The organism is Pelagibius sp. Alg239-R121, from assembly GCF_947331435.1.
In the GTDB taxonomy this organism is placed as follows: Bacteria; Pseudomonadota; Alphaproteobacteria; order Kiloniellales; family Kiloniellaceae; genus Denitrobaculum.
Genome location: NZ_CAMZOF010000008.1, coordinates 243,953 through 262,708 on the forward strand (window position 1 = coordinate 243,953; position 18,756 = coordinate 262,708).

The following is an 18,756-nucleotide window of genomic DNA, read 5'->3' on the forward strand; positions in this document are numbered from 1 at the left end:
GAAGGTGAGCGGTTAAAATGACAGCACTCACGAAAGTCCAAGCCTCGACAGCGGCCGAAGTCTGCCGTCTGTACGAGTTGGACCCAGATGCTGCAGCGCTGCTCGACGACACGTCAACGCCGGCTTCGTTTATCGAGCGGTTGATGGAAGAGCAGCGGTTTGCCGATGCTGCGCGTTTCCTCGCCTATGCCCTGCCGAAGCGTGAGGCCGTATGGTGGGCTTGCCTCTGCGCCCGTGCGGTGACGAGCGGTGAGGTGTCGCCGGACAATCTCGCGGCATTGGATGCCGCCGAAGCCTGGGTCTATAAGCCGGTTGATGAGAACCGCCGGAAAGCCATGGCGCTTGCTGAAAAAACACCGATGGATACGTCAGCAAGCTGGGCCGCTGTGGCAGCTTTCTGGAGCTCCGGGTCCATGGCGCCAGAGGATGCGCCGGTTGTGCCGCCGGGCGAAGAGCTGACGGGCGCTGCGGTTTCTGGCGCTGTTATTCTTGCCGCTGTTCAGACCGAACCCGAGAATGCGCCAGAGAAGTACGCGAGATTTTTAACTCAGGGCCTCGATGTTGCCCGTGGAGGCAGCGGCCGGGATGGCGACTAGAGGCCGTGGTCGAAAGGATTTCCCGGTTCCTAATATCCTGGCATGGCCTGCGGCTGCCATGCGTGTGTAGTATGGGTGCGACACGCGGAACGTACCTGAGAAAATCATGATACTGAGAATGACAATTGTCGGTGACGTCAGACCGACGGATCCGCAGGATATCAGCCATAGTTTCGGTGCCCAGGGCGGCAGGATCGGACGCGGGCTGAGCAATGAATGGGTTCTGCCGGACCCTCATATGTCGAAAAACCACTGCTCTGTCCTCTATCGCGACGGACAATTTGTGCTCACCGACACCTCGACAAACGGCGTCTTTGTTAATGGCTCGCCTGAGCGCATGGAGCGGGGATCGACGGTCACGCTCGCCGATGGCGACAGCCTGAAAATCGGCGACTACGAGATCAGACTCGAAGTTGACGAATCAGCAGAGTCTGGCGATTTGGCTCCAGCCGAAGATCTTGATTCCTTCGCGCAGGTTCTTGGTGTGGGAATTGGCGAGGATCTCGATCCATTTGAAATCAATTCAAAGCAACAGGATAAGGAAGCGCCTGCTCCTGGGCCGGCTGCATCACCTGATGTCTTGGGTGTGGGAGCGAATGATCCCTTTGATGATCTCCTGGACCAGCCGGCGACCGGGCCATCCCGCGAGGATCCTTTGTTCGCTGGCACCGGTGTATCGGGCGCCGTGATTCCGGAAGACGACGATCTGTTTGACGACCTTTTGCCGAGCGGTGCCACGGGGCGGGAAGCCCCTGTGGAACCCGTTCCTTCGGAACAGGATCATGTGCCGTCGGCGAATGAATTCTTCCAACCGCCGAAGGTATCGGGCGATCAGATCCCCGATGACTGGGACGCCGATGATTTGTTGGGTGGAGCGCCGGAAACACCGGCACCTGCACCACCGGCCAGCCCTCCACCGGCCAGCCCTCCACCGACCAGTCCTTCATCAACCAGTCCTCCGCCGCGGCCAGAACCTGTGATGCCCGCGCAGGGGCAATCTGCTGCGCCTGAACCGGTTCCACCGCCCGCTCCGCCGCAGCCAGCACCGCAGGCGCCGGCGGCAGTCTCTCCGCAGATGCCGGTTTCGGACGCGGAGGCGGCTCTGTTACGCGCGTTCCTGGAAGGCGCCGAGATGACCGAGTTGGATATTCCCGAGGCTGCAAGGATTGAGCTTATGCGGACGGTCGGACAGACCTACCGCGATCTGGTCCGCGGGCTCGTCGAGGTTTTAAAGGTGCGCCAGACGATCAAGAACGAATTTCGGCTTGATCAAACCATGATCCGTGCAGACTCGAACAATCCTTTGAAATTTACCGTAAATGTTGAAGAAGCCCTGAAAGCGATGCTTAGCAATACCAGCCGCGGATATCTGACGCCGCGACAGGCAGTGGACCAGGGGTTTGCGGACATCAAGGCGCATCAGATTGCGGTCATGGCGGGCATGCAGGTTGCCTTACAAGCCTTGCTGACGCGTTTCGATCCAAAGGAACTGGAAGATCGCCTGACGGAAAGTTCGGTCCTGGATAAGGTTCTGCCGGGCTCGAAAAAAGCGCGCTATTGGGAACTCTTCACGCAGCTTTATGCGGAAATTGCAAAGGAGGCTGAAGACGATTTTCATGGTCTCTTTGGCCGGGAATTCGCACGCGCTTACGAAGAACAGGCGAAAAAGGTGTAATTCGAAATAGTCTTGTAAGAACGGGTAAAAAGCGGCGCCGCCACGATTGATAAATCTGTGTTACTGTTGGCGGATTGGCGATTCGGGATGATGGGGAATGCCTTGAGGCGCTGGCATTTTGGAGCGTTGAAGGGCCATCTTGAGCGTGGAGTGCGATCGGGCTTGATTGAAACAACCAAGAACGTAAATCGTGTTCTAATCGATTGAATGAGAGACTGGTTCACGCTTCGCTTTGAGTCGAAGCAAACGGTCAGCCTCTAGCGGGGAGAACAAATGTGAGATTGATCTATTGCCTGTTCGCGGCTTTGCTTGTGCTTGGCGGCTGCGCGGAAAAGAAACCGTCTCCAACGGTGATCGACCTCTCGATCTCCGCCGCACTCAACATTAATCCTAATGCACAGGGGCGGGCGTCCCCGGTTGTACTTCGGGTGTATCATCTGACATCGCCAAATGCCTTTGAGGAAGCCGATTTCTTTCAATTGTTTGAACAGGACGCAGCGATCCTGGGCCAAGACATGATCGGCCGCGAAGAGATTATCGTTACGCCTGGGGCAGCGCAGAAAGTTTCTCAGGAGGTTGGGCCTGAAGTGCGGTATTTGGGCGTAATTGCTGCATATCGCGAGACAGAGACATCTGTATGGCGCGCAATGGGGGATGTGGTTCCAGAGGAGATTAATGGCTACGCCGTTCAAATCGACGCTCTTGCAGTATCCTTGGCGAAATCCGAGGACGATTAAGGTTATGGGCGAGTGGGTGAGGCAGGAGCTGCCTGCATTCCGGCGTTCCGAAGTACGGCAGGGAATGAGCCGAGAGGCAATATATGGCATGGGATAACAAAGTTGTCTGGTCCGAGGGGATGTTCCTCCAGACCCAGCACTTTCAGCAGAGCGATCGTTATTTTGAGCGATTGGTCCGCGGGCGGGTCGACGGTATTCGTCCCTACGCCTGGGGGGTACAGGATCTTCAGATAAACCGTGATCTTCTGACCACTGGTAAGTTTGCCGTCAGTGTGTGCAGAGGTATTCTCGAGGACGGGACGCCTTTCAGCATACCTGATGACACCAATCATCCGCCGCCTCTGGATTTGCCCGAGAATGCCCGCGACTGCATTGTCTATCTTGCCCTGCCGGTGCGCCAGCCCGGCGGCTCCGAATTCGACCTCTCGGACTCCGACGAAGGTGTCGCGCGATACACCGCAGAGGAAGTCGAAACCGTCGATTCGAATATGGGAACGGAAACCGTTTCTAACATGCGTGTCGGCAAACTGCGGCTGCGCTATCTGCTGGAGACGGATGAACGTGCCGGATATGTCTGCTTAGGGCTCGCGCGGATTGTCGAGGTGCGTGCAGATAAGAACGTGGTGCTTGACGAACGCTACATTCCACCTTGCCTGGATTGCGCCGCTTATTCTGTTTTGAGCGGTATGATCAGTGAAATTCTCGGCCTGACGCACCATCGGGGTGAAGCATTGGCAGGACGGGTTTCTGAATCCGGCACCAAAGGCGTTGCCGAAATTGCCGATTTCCTGCTGCTCCAGGCCGTAAACAGGTACGAACCCGTGCTGGCTCACCTGTCGTCGTCGGCGAATGTTCATCCGGAGGCCTTTTATTCTCTGGCACTGTCGATCGCCGGAGAGCTCGCGACTTTCACTGCACCCGGAAAACGCCCGGGAAAATTCGGCATTTACCGGCACGACGATCTCCAGGGAAGCTTTACGCCGGTCATGAAGGAACTGCGGCAGTCTCTGAGCGCGGTGCTGGAACAGACGGCCGTGCCGATACCTCTGCAGGAGCGCAAGTACGGTATTCACGTTGCTGCTTTGGCGGATAAGGGGCTCCTGAGTAACTCAAGCTTCGTTCTGGCGGTGCGTGCCGATTTACCGGTCGAGACCCTGCGGCGGAGTTTTCCGAACCAGGCCAAGATCGGTTCTGTGGAACAGATCCGCGAACTGGTCAATGTTGCGCTGCCGGGTATTTCTTTGCGTCCGCTGCCGGTTGCACCCAGGCAGATCCCTTATCATGCCGGCGTGACCTATTTCGAGTTGGATCAAAGCGGGCAATATTGGAAACAGCTCAAAAATTCCGGCGGTATCGCCATCCATGTTTCGGGCGAGTTTCCACGGCTTGAAATGGAACTCTGGGCCATTAGGAATTAGTGGCCCTGGTGGGTGAACGGATGAAGAAAAAAAGGGCATTGGAACAACGTGCCTGAGGGGTTTAAAGCATGAGCGACGACGATCCCTTTGATGAGGACCGCACGGTTTTGCGACCGACACCGGGCGGGCGCCGTCCGGGTGCAGGTCAAGCCGGAAGCGATTCCACACAGATGCCCGGTTCCGACAGGTCAACGGCGGATCGGGACAGGCCCGCATCGTCCCGGCGTGCGACAGCAACGGTGGCGGCTGCGGATCTAAGTCAGGCGAGCTTTAATCCGTTGGTTGGGGCGGCGACCTCTCTTTTAGGACTCGCCATTCGCTTGAAAAACTCAGGCCAGCTTAAGGATGTCGACAGCCTGCGCCGCCGGGTTATCGAAGAGGTCAAAGCTTTCGAACGACGGGCCAACGAGACTGGTTTGACGCCACAGTCGGTTCGTGCCGGCCGCTACGCCCTATGTGCGACTCTCGACGACCTGGTCCTCAATACTCCTTGGGGCGCGGCCAGCGCCTGGGGGCAGCAAAGTATGGTCGCTTTGTTCCACAATGAGACCTCAGGCGGAGAAAGATTTTACGACCTGCTCGAAAAACTGGAGCGTGATCCCGGCCGATATCCCGAAGTCCTTGAGCTGATGTATCTCTGCCTGTCCTTGGGTTTCGAGGGACAGTACCGGGTGATGACGCGCGGTTCCATCCGGCACGGTGAGGTTCGCGAGGGACTTTTCAGATTGATCCGGTCCCGGCGCGGTGATTTCGAACGCGATTTGTCCCCCCGTTGGCGCGGTGTCGATGCCGGCCACAAACCTTTGAGTTCCTATGTTCCGCTGTGGGTGATCGCGGTTGGCACGGCCGCGTTCGTTACTCTGATGTTCGTTCTCTTCAGTTACAGCCTGAATAACGATTCAGATGTCGTTGCTCTGGAGTTGCAGAATCTGCCCCCAAGCGGTCCGGTCACACTCGCGCGTGCGGATGCGCCCCCGCCGCCGCCGCCGCCCGAAATCAAGTCGGAGCTGTTGCCGCGGATTAAGGGGTTCCTTGAGGATGAAATCGCGCAGGGCTTGGTCGTGGTGAGCGAGGATGTGCAAGCCCTGACGATCCGCGTGCGCAACAAAGGGCTGTTTGGATCGGGCAGTGCGGTGGTGCAGGACCGTTTTCAGCCAATTCTGGAACGTATAGGTACGGCCTTGAAGACAGAACCTGGGAAAATCATTGTTGCCGGACACAGCGACAACGTTCCAATTCGCACGGTCCGCTTCCCCTCCAACTGGCATCTATCACTGGCCCGCGCTTCATCAGTGGCAAAAATTTTGACCGGCTACCTCCAGGATCCCGGCCGTATGTCGGTGGATGGCCGCGCGGACAACGAACCGATCGCCTCGAACAAGACCGCCGAAGGACGCGCCGAAAACCGGCGGATTGAAATCATCCTGATCAAGGAAGGAGCGGTGATACAATGACACGGCGAACCCGCTCTATTCCAGTGACCAGAGATTTTGGCCTGAGGTCCCGCACTCTGCAGCTTCTGCGGGTTTGGCCCCATAGCACAAGCCTTTCAGCGAGAGAGGGGGGCCGACAGGATGTCTAAGCTTGTCGATATACTACGCTCACGCTGGTTCATTACCTTTATCGGCGCGCTGCTGCTGTCTCTTCTGATCTGGTTCATCGGCCCCTTGGTGGCAATCGCGGACGTCAGGCCTCTGGAAAGCTCGATCGTGCGTTTGTTCACGGTGGTTGTGATCTTCCTGATCTGGGGACTGGTCAATCTGATCGCGATGCTGAAGGCTAAAAAAGCCGATAAATCCCTGATGGAGGATCTGGCTGAGAGTGGCGGCGACGATGCCGGCAGCGAAGAACTCGTTGCGTCTGATCGTGAAGTCGCTGTCTTGAACGACCGCATGCAGGAGGCACTTGGCCTGCTTAAAACGACGCGTCTTGGGAGCGGAAAAGGCGGTCGAAAATTCCTGTATCAGTTGCCCTGGTACATCATCATCGGACCGCCGGGCGCAGGCAAGACGACCGCGCTTGTAAACTCAGGACTGCGGTTTCCCTTGGCGGAAAAACTGGGCAAGGATTCGATCCAGGGCGTTGGCGGAACCCGGCACTGCGACTGGTGGTTCACCGATGAAGCGGTGCTCATCGATACTGCCGGGCGCTATACGACCCAGGACAGTCATCAAGCTGTGGACCGGGCCGCCTGGACCGGATTCCTGGATCTGCTGAAAAAGTACCGCGCACGTCAACCGATCAACGGAGCGATCGTAGCCATCAGCCTGTCCGACATGGCAACCCTGAGCGATACCGAGCGTTTCGCCCATGCTCATGCGGTAAAACAACGGTTGCGCGAACTGCACGACTATTTCGGCGTGCGCTTTCCGATCTACGTGTTTTTCACCAAGGCCGATCTGGTTGCTGGCTTTACCGAGTTTTTTGATGACCTCGGCCGTGAAGACCGTGATCAGGTTTGGGGCACGACCTTTAAGTTTGACGGCCTTGAGTCAGATGACGGGACGGTCGCACAGTTCGAGAACGAGTTTGACGCTTTGGTCGATCGTCTGAACGAGCGCTTGGTTGAACGCGTCCATCAGGAACCTGATATCCAGCGCCGCAGCCTGATCTACGGCTTCCCACAGCAGATTGCTTCGCTGAGACGGCCAATTCAGGAATTTCTCAACGAGATTTTCAAGCCGAGCCGATATGAAGACGTTCCAATGCTGCGCGGATTCTATTTCACCAGTGGCACTCAGGACGGGACACCAATCGATCGGCTCATGGGGACCATGGCCCAGGCTTTCGGTATTGGTCGGCAGGCGCTATCTGCACACTCCGGTGGCGGCCGCAGCTATTTCCTGACCCGTTTGCTCAGCTCAGTGGTTTTTGCCGAAGCGGGGGCCGTCACGGCCAACAGGAAAGTCGAGCGCCGCCGCTTCTGGGTTCAAAATGCGGCCTATGCGATCGCGGCACTGGTTCTGTTGGGAGCCGGCGGAGCCTGGCTTACAAGCTTTACCGGCAATACCGGCAAGATTTCCGAGGTGGAAGAGAGTATTGCCGCCTACAACATTGCAACAACGGGCCTGTCGTTCGATGCAGTCGAAGACTCGGATCTCAAGCGTATCCTTCCTGCGCTCAACGAACTCCGCGGGATGCCGACCGGTTATGCCCAGCAGGACGACGATGTACCTCTGAGCATGACTCTGGGTTTGTACCAGGGAGAAAAGCTTGGAGCCCAAGCCCGCGCTGCCTACCGGCGGGGATTGAGTTCCTTGTTTCTGCCGCGCTTGCTCGTGCGTTTGGAAGGGCAGCTGCGCGACAACATTGGCCGTCCGGACTTCCTGTACGAAGCTTTGAAAGTCTATCTGATGCTTGGGCGTCAGGGGCCGGTTGATGCGGATCTGGTGCGGCAGTGGCTGATATTGGATTGGAATGCGATCTATCCGGGACAAGTGAACGAGTCGGTTCGCGGTCCTTTGGTTCTGCATCTCGAAGCACTGTTGGAAGAGCCTCTTAAGCAAATCCCTCTGGATGGCCCGCTCGTTCAACGTGTTCAACAGAGCCTGCGGGCATTTCCGCTATCTGAACGTGCTTATGCGGTGATTAAGCAAAGCCCTGAGTCGCGTAAGCTCTCTCCCTGGCGGGCGAGCGATCACATTGGCCCTGACGGAAACCGGGTCTTCGTGCGCCGGTCGGGTAAATCCCTGAACGAACCGATCCCGGGGCTCTACAGTTACGACGGTTTTCATAGCGTTTTCCTGCCCCAGGTCACTGAAGTGGCAAAAGAAGTCGCGCAGGAGAGCTGGGTGTTGGGCCCGGAAGAAGAAGTCGGATTGAGTGGAGAGGCGATCGACCGGCTTAAGGGTGAGGTCATGCGTCGTTACTTTGACGACTATATGGCGTTCTGGGACGTGCTGATTGCGGATCTTGCCATTATACCTTTCCGTGACCTCAATCATTCCGTTGAGGTTCTCAATGTCGTATCGGCTCCCAATTCGTCGCCGATAAAGCTGTTGCTGGTTTCGGTTTCTCGGCAAACGACCCTCAGTACACCGCCGCCATCCGCTGGCGGCGTGGCAGGCGCTGTGGCGGGAGCTGCGGACGCACTGGAGGATGCTGCGAAGAAACGCGCGGAATCCAAATCTCAACGCCTTGCGGGTATCGTTGGGGCGGCGCAGGCAGGTGAGGGGGGCGAACTTCCGGGTGCGGTGGTCGACCGGCACTACGAGAGCCTGCATACCCTGACCAGCGGCGAACCGGGCGCGCCGACGCAGCTCGATGGTGCAATTTCGCGACTCAACGATCTTTACACGCAACTAAATCAGCTTGCGATCTCCGGCAATCAAGGACAGGCGGCTCTTTCCGCTGCAACGGGTGCTGGTGGCGGCGCGGCTCAGATCGTTATCTCCACGGCGTCGCGCCTGCCTGAACCCTTGAAGGGCTGGATGTCGTCGCTCGCCAAGGGCAGTTCGAACGTCACGGTCGGCGGTGCGCGTTCGCAGATCGATGCTGCCTGGAAGTCCGAAGTCTTGCCCACCTGCAGAGCGGCTTTGAACAACCGATATCCTGTCTTCAAGGACAGCGATGCCGAAATCGCACTGGAAGATTTCGGCCGTCTGTTTGCACCTGGCGGTAAGATCGACGGCTTCTTCAAGACATACCTGCAGCCCTTTGTGGATACCTCCCGGATTCCCTGGAAGTGGCAGAAGGTGGATAACGTCAGCCTGGGAATTCCCAACTCGGTTCTGGTTCAGTTCCAACGTGCTGCGGTTATTCGCGACAGTCTCTTCTTCGGTGGCGGGCAGATTCCAGGCGTTCAGTTTGAGATGATGCCTGTTGATCTGGATGCGCAGGCGACTCAGGTCGTCTTTGATCTGGACGGTCAGTCGATTTCCTATCGGCATGGACCTCAACGGCCCTTCCGTTTGAAGTGGCCAGGGCCAAGCGGGCCGAGCCAGGTCAGAGTCTCCTTCGCGCCACTGATTCCGGGGCAGCGCTCCAGTATTTCACGCGAGGGGCCTTGGTCCTGGTTTCGCATGCTCGATCAGGCAGCCGTTCAACGCAGCGGGTTGGCTGACCGCTTCAACGTCACCTTTGAGGTCGGAAATCGTACCGTGACCTACGAATTACGCGCTAACAGTGTCGTCAATCCCTTCACCTTGCCGGAGCTCGAACAGTTTCGGTGCCCGCCGTCTTTGTGATTGCGCTAGGCTATGATCAGAGAGGTGTTATGAGCGACGACAACGCGGTTACGCCGGACAACGGCGAGGTGCTTCGCCATCAGGATGAGGAACCCGGTTTTTACGGAAAATTGCCGTCGAAGGGCGACTTTGTGACGCGCCGCCTTTCGCAAAAATTTGTCGAAGCCTGGGACACCTGGCTTCAGAACGGACTGCAAACCAGCCGTGACCGGCTGGGAGAAGACTGGCTTTCCATCTACATGACGAGCCCCATTTGGCGGTTTGCCCTTGCGAGGGGCGTCGGCGGACAGGACGTTATGACCGGCGTTTTAATGCCTTCCGTCGATCGGGTTGGGCGCTATTTTCCACTTACCTTGGCTGTGGCTGTGGAAGGATGCGAGAATGTCGCCGGCCTCCCGAAACACGGTGCCGGCTGGTATGCCGAAGCCGAAGATGCAGTTTTGGCGGCCCTGGATGACGATTCCGAATTCGAGGATGTCGATTCCCGCATCCAGGCATTGGGAGTGCCGGAATTTAATGAGGGTACCGCGCCTGAGATGGAACAGGGAGCGGGTGAGTGCGGTCTACGTTTTGCAGTCGATCCCTCGGACGGTTTTGCACCCGATTATACCGGTCTTATCGGTCACTTCATTGGTCAGCTCTATCCGCGTTATTGTCTCTGGTGGACGGCGGGCTCTGAGAGGGTCGTGCCTTCCATGCTGGTCAGTTCCGGGTTGCCAAGTATGGGAGCATTTGTTGCGTTTTTGGATGGGCAGTGGCGCGACAGCGGATGGACCGGTGGGCAAAATGGTTTGGCCGATGACGGCCTGGATGGGATTATCTAGAGTGCGATTGTACTCTGAACTATGGAGTTAGAGCCTAATTAGTTCATTTGACGCAGAATGAAACGATTAGGCTCTTCGTTAATGGGTAGAGGGCGATTCACGTCCTTGATTGCTTCGATCAAGAACGATCGCACTCTAGGGGAAAGCATGATGTTGTCCGAGCAGGTTTACCAATACGTCACCGGAACCTGTAGCCACGTAGGCAATGTTCGGCGCCTGAACGAAGACGCATTTCTGTCGCGCCCCGAAATCGGGCTGTGGGCCGTTGCAGACGGTATGGGCGGCCACGACGCTGGCGACTACGCCAGTAAAATGATCGTCGAACGCCTTACGGCACTGCCGCCTCCTGAAAGCGCGCCCACCTTTCTTGCCGCAGTCAAAGAGAGCGTCATTTTAACGAACGAGCATCTTCGTGGGGAAGCCGAACGCCGTGGCGGGCAGGTGATTGGAAGTACGGTGGTGATCTTCCTCGCTTACGGGCGTTATTGTGCTTACCTCTGGGCTGGTGACAGTAGGATCTATCGCCTGAGGCGCCGTGAAATGACTCAGTTGACCCGGGACCATAGCTACGTACAGGAATTGGTCGACATGGGGCACCTTAGTCATGATGAAGCAGAGTCCCATCCGCAAGCCAACGTCATTACCCGTGCCGTTGGCGCCGAGGACGAACTTGCACTTGATGTCCGCCAGGAATTGCTGATCGAGGATGACGTGGTTCTATTGTGCAGCGATGGCTTGACCAAGGTTTTATCGGACGAGCAGTTGTTTGAGCGGCTCTCTCAGTTTCCGGTCGAGTCCGCCGCTGATGATTTGGTGGAACAGGCCGTGGCGAACGGTGCCAAGGATAACGTAACGGCGATTGTCATGAAGTGCACGGCCGACACCACACTCTCTCCCTGAACTGCAAAATCTGCTATTGAGGAGAATTGGATGAGAGCCTGTTCGACTGACGGCTCATTAACCTTTATAAGCTAACAATAAGAGGCTTTTACGGTCTGTCTGATTAACCTGTCAGACCGATAGCGCCGGCAAGCCAGTGAGTTGAGTATGAACCGTAAATCACCGGGAGATAATGACGCGGGGGCAGCAGACCCGGATCCTTTCGCCGATCCGGACGAGCCGACGCGCATGATCACCCCAGAGATGCGTCCGCCTGAAGCCGCCCAGGACGACCGATCGCAGACAAGCGGGACAAACACGGGTACGGGTACGTTCGGAGATCTCACCGGACTGGCTGAACAGCCGGGCCAGATGCTGCAGGAAGGGGACACGCTCAAAGAACGGTTTGTTCTGGAATCCCGGCTTGGTACCGGTGGTATGGGGACCGTGTACAAAGCGCTGGATCTTCGCAAGCAGGAGGCGGAGGACCGAAATCCCTATATTGCCATCAAGATCCTGAATGAAGACTTCCGTTCCCACCCGGAGTCGCTTCGGACACTGCAGCGCGAATCCAAGAAAGCGCAGAGTCTCGCGCATCCCAGTATTGTTACGGTTTACGATTTTGATCGAGACGGCACGTCGATCTACATGACGATGGAGTACCTGGAAGGTAAGCCGCTCGACAAGATCACGAAGTCCTCGGGGTTTAAGGGGCTGCCTCTCGAACAGTCGTTGGAGATTGTAAAGGATGTCGGTGCCGCGCTTGCCTTCGCGCATGACCAGGGCATTGTCCATTGTGATTTTAAGCCGGGCAATATCTTCATCACCGACACGGGGCCTGCGAAAGTTATTGATTTTGGCATCGCGCGCGCCGTCAAGAAAGGCGATGACCCTCATGCCGATGCGACAGTATTCGATGCCGGATCTCTTGGGGCCCTGACACCTGCTTATGCCAGTCCCGAAATGTTGGAGGATGTAGAACCGGACCCACGAGACGATGTCTATGCTCTGGCTTGTATTGCATACGAGTTGATTTCAGGCCGACATCCCTTTGGGCGCATGCCGGCGACGGAAGCCCGGGACAACGGGCTGGTTCCCAAACAGCCCAAGGAACTCAATCGCAAGCAATGGCGAAATCTGGCGGAAGGTCTTGCCTTCGAACGCAGCGATCGTACAGCGAATGTTGAGACCTTTGTCGAAGGCCTGGTTGATAGTGGCGGAGGCAGGAAAGCTATAGGTTTGGTCGCAACGCTTGCGGCTGTTGCCGCTGTGGCGGGCGTTGCGGTCATGGGCGGTGCAGGCATGTACTTCGGCATGTTTGATTCTGAAGATCCCAAACCAGGCACTTCAACAAAGGTTGCTGAGAGTTCCACGGAGGGAGCGGGACAGCAGACAGCAGAAACTGGGGGTACTGATACTTCTGCAGAGAAGGCCGAGGAGCAAGGACCTTCGTCTGAGACTGCGGAAAATTCCGCGGGCGTCGGATCAGGGGCTTCATCGGCAGATGAAGAACCGGCGCCTGAAGCGTCAACGGAAACTCCTCCGGTGCAGGAGGCTGTCACACGGCCGCCGCGCTTTTCAGATCTCGACGTTGAAACCCTTGTCATGAGTGCAAGCTGTGCTGATATCCACTACAACGTAGAAGGCAGTTTCGTTGCCTTGACCGGTTACTCAGGCTCAATGGCGGAAATCAATATTCTTCAGCAGAAGATTGAGTCTCTATCCGGGGTCGAGAATACCAACATCAACGTGGGAACGCTCGACGGTGCGCTCTGTGCGCCGCTTGACCTCTATGCGCCGTATGTTCGCCGGAACCGGGTCAACGGTCACGGACTGAAGGTTCAGGCGCGAAATCGGGATGGCGATTACGTCGAAAACGAAAATCTGGTGGTCGATCTGCGGCTCCCCAGTTTCGAATCCTATGTCTACGTCGACTACTATTCGATCGATGGCGGGGTTCTTCACATGCTGCCGAACCAAACCTATCCCGAAAACCTGGGAGCGCCCGATATTGACGTTGCCCTAGGAGACGAAGACTCGGCGCGGAACTGGAGTATCGCAGCTCCTTTCGGAACTGAAATGGTTGTCGTCCTGACTTCGCCGCAGCCATTGTTCGAGAACGACCGTGAAGAAGTCGAATTTGCGAACCGTTACTTGCCGGATTTGCGAAAGCAACTTGAGCAGGTGGAACGTGGATCGAACGGCAGCCGGCTGTCCGCAGATATTTTCTTCATCACGACATCGCCTGCGCCTTAGAGCAATCAAGCCAATTGCAGGGTTTCATCGATTGAGAAAAAATCGATCAAATTCTGGGTGAGAGCAATCCGCGCAACACTTGCGTTGCGACCAGGATGTCGTGCCGCGCGGCGATCTGGCCTCGAGTATTATCCCGATAGGACTTCAGAAAATTACTGTGCCTCAGGAGGAACGTCAGGTCATTCGACAATGAGGCAGGGTTTCCAGCCGCTGAAAGGCGCCCGGTAACGCCGTTTTCGACCACCTCTTCGACTGCCGGGCATTTGTTAGCGACGACGGCCAGTCCGGATGCGAGGGCTTCCAGGATATCGAACACTGCGTCACCGTTTCTCTCGGCGGTGAGAAAAATATCGCTCGCCGCCAAAAAACCGGTTCGCTCGCCTGGAACATCGTTTCGGATCAAATAGCGGCTCTTTGCTGGAAGCCGCGGCAAAAGCTGTTCCACAATATGGCGGTTTTCATCATGTGCGGACACCACGAGGTTCCAATCGAACATATAGAGGCGCGACAGGGATTCGAAGGTCGACACAAGAGAATCGCTGTTACAGCCGGCTGGAACCGACAGCAGGATCCAGCGGACGTTTTCCTGCAGGTTATAACGTTGGGACAGGTTCTGCCGTAGAGACTCTGCGTCACGCTGGGTCGAGAAATAAGGTCCCGGGTCTAAAAACGGCGGAACATAGACAGCTGTTTCGTTCGATGTGCTCTGCTGATTGAGACGATTTGCCTGGGGCAGGAAACAACAGGCTCGGCCGGCCAAGGCGTTATCGTCTTGCGTTGTGGGTTCGAGGTCTGAAAGAACAGGGTCGATGAGGTAGTAAGGTAAAGACCTTTGGCTGCAGTAGCGCATCGCTTCTTCGTCTTCTTGCGTTTCGCTGCGCAGGGAAATCCAGGCATCGGTGCGCGGTGTGGAACCACCTTGGTCATCCTGCAGGAGTTGATCCGCATCGATGACCTGATAGCCGGCCAAGCTTAACGCCGTGTGAAAAAGCTGCGGCGTCTGAGATCCGGCGAAGCCCTGCGGTTGCTCCAACCGGTTGGATAATGCCACCCGCTTCAAGGACTCGCTGGACATACGGTTTTCTCTTGAGGTGAGTACGGAAAAGAAGAGAGCAGATGCTGGACGCCAAGGGCGGCACCCAGCTTATCATACTGCTGAAAAAGCCGTCAGTGGACGGAGGTTATTCTGCGCTGACAGCCACCCGGAACCCATTGACCAGATAGCGCACGTTTGCATCGTAGTTGAAGCGCGATGCCGAGCGCAGGTACGCCGGTTCGTTGCGCCAGGAGCCGCCACGCAAAACGCGCTGCCGGCAGTCGGCACTATTTCTGACCGAGCCATCTCTTGGAGCGCCGTCATGAGATTTGGTCCAGCAGTCTGCCGTCCATTCCCAAACACTGCCGCTGGTATCATAGAGACCGAAGGGGTTGGCGCCGAAAGACCCCAATTCGGGTGGATTCTTTCGAACCCATTCACTCCCGCAGTCTTTACAGTCGACTTTTCCGCTTCCTACATCACGGCCCCACCAATAGCTTGTCTTAGTGCCGGCACGGGCGGCGTACTCCCACTCAGCCTCACTGGGCAGGCGGTAGGGGCGCCCGGTTTTCTTGGCCAACCAATTCACGTATTCCATGGCGTCCAGCCAACTGAGATTACGCATTGGAGCGCGATCGCTTTGTCCGGCTTTCTTCTTCGGCTTGTAGCTGCATCCACCATCGGAAACACAAGAGGCCCACTCACCGACCGAAACTTCGTACCGACCGATTGCGTAGGCCTTTTTGATCGTCACCTTGGTTGCCGGACGTTCGTTGTCGTTGTCGGAATTTGACCCCATTGTGAAGCTGCCAGGTACAATCTGCACCAACTCCGGACAGAATTCACAGTCCCGCTGGCCTGAACCGGCGGTTTTTTCACCCGAGGTGAGGGCGGCAACGGCTGTAGGGGGCTCGGGTTCGGCCGGTTTTTTCTTGGCGGTGACGGTGACCTGAGTCTTGGCCTTCGGCGTTGGTTTCTTTTCTACGGTTGCTACCGTTGGTGTGGTGACAGGTGCGGGAGCCGCTGGTTCAGCCGCTTTAGGAGGCTTGGACCGTTGAGCAGCAGTAATCGCACTCTCAATGAGGTCGCCGAAGACATAGCCCGTGTTGCCACCGACCCGTACGCGGTACCAATTGGCGCCGACAACGTGCCCGGTTACTTCGACATCATTCCCCTTTGAGAATTCACCAACCTTGTCCGATTCGGCCGTTGGCAAGGCTCTCACGTTCGCGTTTGCGAGGGCCACATAGGGCGCCTCCATATCGTCAACGCTGAAGCTCGGTTTACTAGGAGCCTGCTTTTCAGCCTTCTTGCTGTACTGGCGAATACGAAGGCGGGCCAGCGGCGCGAAGCTGCCTTCAGGAAAGGACTCGAGATAGGCTTCGTAGTCGGCGGCATCGGTGCTGCCTTTAATAGCATTCCAGAATTCCAGATCGTGAGCACCGGATTTCTTGGGTTGTATACCGCGGGTTTTTCCAGGTGCCAGGCGCAGTTGTGCCAGATCGAACGACGCCAGGAGGGGCGATTTCAGGATTTCGCGTTCGGACTGCGAGGCAGCCAGAGTGAGATCGGAAGACGCCACGACGACCGGTCTTTGACGACCCTGAGTGACAATCAAAACCTCGCGGCGTGCGGACTCCAGCGCCTCATGCAAAGAAGTCGTAGAAGAGCTGAATGCGCGCAGGACCGATTGGGTAAAGAGCCCGTGACCATCTGCCCCCTCGTTCGCTGCTTGTCCTGAAGAGGCGGCGATACTCAAAAGGGTGTTCGCTGGCAGATCCCGCGATGAAAGATGCTGTTGCGGTGTTTTGGCGGCCTCGGAGTTAGCAGGGGCAGTTCGGCAAATATCGAGCAGAATCAGTGTCCTGCCGCCCTTGGCTGTTGCCTCTGTGAGCTCAGTAACGGAGACTGCCGTCGATTTAATCAGTTCTGACGCCGTCGTATTGGCATCGATAGGAAGGATGAAGGTGTCACCGTCGACCTCAACACCATGGCCAGCGAAGTAGACAAAGCCTGTTCCGCCCAGAGCGCGTCGTTTGCGGTACTCAGAGATAGCTTTTCTAACGGTGCTGCCGTCGGCATCAGTTGCCGTAATGACATCGTACCCAGCCTCTCGAAGAACGTCCGAGACGGCCCGCGCGTCGTTCAAGGGATTGGCGAGCCTGTCACCTTGATAGGCTGCATTGCCGATAACCAGCGCTACAGCGTCTGATTTTGCGTCAACCTGCTCAGCGGTGATTGCAAAAAAAGCCGCGAGCGCAATAAAGAACCCCGAAATTCTGAACATGATACTGTTCGATACCACTTCGCATATGTCGTTAAAGCCGAAAAACCAGATGACCCTTGTCTGGACCAACTGATTATACACCCCAAAGTACTCAAAAACTGATTAAGGCGCCAACTATGCTACGGAACGAAAGCCATATTCGTCTTTTCGGCTATTGCTCGAAAGGGCGATTCGTCGCTTTTTGCGCAGGATTCTCTCAACGATTTTAACCGTTTGTCTTCACCCAAATAGTTTGCACCGTTAACCGGCTTTAACCGTTACTATAGTTGGTTTGCATTTTGAAACAACTACGCTCCACTGTTCACCGCTTCGGACGGGCCTGGGAACGATGATCGATCGGCCGGGCTGGCTGGTCTTGAAATAGCCTGTTCTCTATAAACGCCTTACACCAATAGGATGGCTATGGTAACTTACAATTGTGCTTTAATAGGCATGCGTTCAAATGAATGGGGGATAGAATGCGCAGAGCTTTAACGTTTGCCAGTGTTGCCGCTGCTGCCGGCGTCATCGGGATGATGGCCGGAGGATTGACCGGGGGAATAAAGGGCGCGGTTGCCGGGGAGACACCTGCCCCAAAAGACGCCAAGGTATACATAATCTGGCCGAGCGAAGGCACTGTCATCAAAGGCGGAAAGTTCTGGCTAAGAATGGGGGCCAGGGGAATCGGTGTTGCGCCTTCGGGCGTCGAAAAGGCGAATACGGGGCATCATCATGTCATTATCGATTCGCCGTTGCCGCCATTCGATGAAGATATTCCAGCCGACAACAATCATTTGCATTTCGGTGCCGGACAATCCGAAGCACGAGTCGAGTTGCCTCCCGGCACGCATACTTTGCAGCTCCTGATGGGCGATCATAACCATGTTCCTCATGATCCGCCGCTCATGTCGCGGAAAATTACAGTGATCGTTCCTTAAGGCCGGAAGGCCTGGGAGAGGGAAATCGGATTTGTTGGCTTGATTAGACCGCGCTCCGCGACCGTTTCATATCATTGAAGCCAAGCGTCGAGACCGGTCAGGTAAAAGGACTGAAAGATGAAAAAAATTGCCTTGGCTAGCCTGCTCGCGGCGTCCGTATTTGCACTGCCGCTTTTGGCTGCGCTGCCGGCTCTTGCCGGCGATACGCCGGCGCCGAAGAACGCATATCTTTACATCGGTTGGCCGAACGATGGTGAAGTGATCAAGAATCGTCGGTTTCGCGTGTGGTTCGGACTTCGAAATATGGGCTTGGCGCCTGCTGGCATCGAATGGCCGAACGCAGGGCATCACCACCTGATTATCGATCGTGATTTGCCGCCGTTCGACGAGGATATTCCAGCGGATAACAACCATCTTCATTTCGGTGCGGGGCAGACGGAAACCGTAATCGAACTTGAACCGGGTGTTCACACCCTTCAATTGATGCTTGGGGATCACGACCACGTACCGCATGATCCTCCGGTCGTTTCGAAGAAGATTACGGTTACGGTAAAATAGAGCGCAATGTGACTGAAGCGGCGGCAATACCCTGGGGGTGGCCGGCGCAAAACCAGAGGAATACAGCGGGAGCAGCGAGATATGGGAATGCCTGCGGCACGTATGACCGACATGCACACCTGTCCGATGGTAACGGGGGTCGTTCCCCACGTCGGAGGTCCGATCGTAAAGGGACAGCCGACTGTTCTGGTGGGTAAAATGCCCGCAGCACGCGCGACGGACCTTGTGACCTGCGTTGGCCCTCCTGATACGATTGCGAAGGGGTCTGCCACGGTTTTGATCGGTTCTATGCCGGCAGCGCGCATGACCGACATGACGGCGCATGGTGGCATTATTGTGGCTGGCTGCCCAACCGTTCTGATTGGCGGTTAGCTGCGAATTCGGCAT

General features: G+C 56.5%; 14 protein-coding genes. 12 read left to right on the top strand and 2 right to left on the bottom strand.

Going from position 1 to position 18,756, the window contains the following annotated elements; all coding sequences use genetic code 11:
* The first annotated feature begins 17 nt into the window (after positions 1-17).
* The 9 genes from QMZ18_RS25380 to QMZ18_RS25420 all read left to right on the top strand — a co-directional run bounded on the left by QMZ18_RS25380 (position 18) and on the right by QMZ18_RS25420 (position 13,571).
* Complete coding sequence (locus QMZ18_RS25380; protein ID WP_282609172.1) at positions 18-596, top strand: hypothetical protein; 579 nt, start codon at positions 18-20, stop codon at positions 594-596.
* Between the two features lie 118 nt (positions 597-714).
* Entirely contained in the window at positions 715-2,271 is a 1,557-nt protein-coding gene (tagH, locus tag QMZ18_RS25385) for a type VI secretion system-associated FHA domain protein TagH (protein WP_282609173.1), read from the top strand.
* Between the two features lie 275 nt (positions 2,272-2,546).
* Positions 2,547-3,008, top strand: a complete 462-nt coding sequence (tssJ, locus tag QMZ18_RS25390) for a type VI secretion system lipoprotein TssJ (protein WP_282609174.1) — start codon at positions 2,547-2,549, stop codon at positions 3,006-3,008.
* Between the two features lie 83 nt (positions 3,009-3,091).
* The gene (gene tssK, locus QMZ18_RS25395) at positions 3,092-4,426 is read left to right on the top strand and encodes a type VI secretion system baseplate subunit TssK (RefSeq protein ID WP_282609175.1); all 1,335 of its coding nucleotides are present in this window, start codon (positions 3,092-3,094) and stop codon (positions 4,424-4,426) included.
* A 68-nt stretch (positions 4,427-4,494) separates the two neighbouring features.
* Positions 4,495-5,880: a type VI secretion system protein TssL, long form gene (gene tssL, locus QMZ18_RS25400; RefSeq protein ID WP_282609176.1), complete on the top strand. Its 1,386-nt coding sequence runs from the start codon at positions 4,495-4,497 to the stop codon at positions 5,878-5,880.
* Between the two features lie 120 nt (positions 5,881-6,000).
* Complete coding sequence (tssM, locus tag QMZ18_RS25405) at positions 6,001-9,612, top strand: type VI secretion system membrane subunit TssM (RefSeq protein WP_282609177.1); 3,612 nt, start codon at positions 6,001-6,003, stop codon at positions 9,610-9,612.
* Between the two features lie 29 nt (positions 9,613-9,641).
* Positions 9,642-10,436, top strand: a complete 795-nt coding sequence (tagF, locus tag QMZ18_RS25410; protein WP_282609178.1) for a type VI secretion system-associated protein TagF — start codon at positions 9,642-9,644, stop codon at positions 10,434-10,436.
* Positions 10,437-10,583: 147 nt separating this feature from the next.
* A complete protein-coding gene (locus QMZ18_RS25415; RefSeq protein WP_282609179.1) occupies positions 10,584-11,336 on the top strand; it encodes a PP2C family serine/threonine-protein phosphatase in 753 nt (250 codons plus the stop codon).
* A 147-nt stretch (positions 11,337-11,483) separates the two neighbouring features.
* On the top strand, positions 11,484-13,571 hold the full coding sequence (locus QMZ18_RS25420) for a serine/threonine protein kinase (protein WP_282609180.1): 2,088 nt from the start codon (positions 11,484-11,486) through the stop codon (positions 13,569-13,571).
* 46 nt (positions 13,572-13,617) lie between these two features.
* On the opposite strand, the gene QMZ18_RS25425 is transcribed toward QMZ18_RS25420, so the two are convergent.
* Positions 13,618-14,646, bottom strand: a complete 1,029-nt coding sequence (locus tag QMZ18_RS25425; RefSeq protein WP_282609181.1) for a glycosyltransferase — start codon at positions 14,644-14,646, stop codon at positions 13,618-13,620.
* A 106-nt stretch (positions 14,647-14,752) separates the two neighbouring features.
* Positions 14,753-16,894 carry an SUMF1/EgtB/PvdO family nonheme iron enzyme gene (locus QMZ18_RS25430; protein WP_282609182.1) on the bottom strand — a complete coding sequence of 714 codons (2,142 nt, stop codon included), beginning with the start codon at positions 16,892-16,894 and terminating at the stop codon, positions 14,753-14,755.
* A 458-nt stretch (positions 16,895-17,352) separates the two neighbouring features.
* Between QMZ18_RS25430 and QMZ18_RS25435 the strand changes: the two genes are divergently transcribed.
* The 3 genes from QMZ18_RS25435 (at position 17,353) to QMZ18_RS25445 (ending at position 18,741) form a co-directional block, all read left to right on the top strand.
* Complete coding sequence (locus QMZ18_RS25435) at positions 17,353-17,811, top strand: DUF4399 domain-containing protein (protein WP_282609183.1); 459 nt, start codon at positions 17,353-17,355, stop codon at positions 17,809-17,811.
* Positions 17,812-17,928: 117 nt separating this feature from the next.
* A complete protein-coding gene (locus QMZ18_RS25440) occupies positions 17,929-18,369 on the top strand; it encodes a DUF4399 domain-containing protein (RefSeq protein ID WP_282609184.1) in 441 nt (146 codons plus the stop codon).
* An 81-nt stretch (positions 18,370-18,450) separates the two neighbouring features.
* Positions 18,451-18,741: a PAAR domain-containing protein gene (locus QMZ18_RS25445; protein WP_282609185.1), complete on the top strand. Its 291-nt coding sequence runs from the start codon at positions 18,451-18,453 to the stop codon at positions 18,739-18,741.
* Positions 18,742-18,756 lie beyond the last annotated feature (15 nt).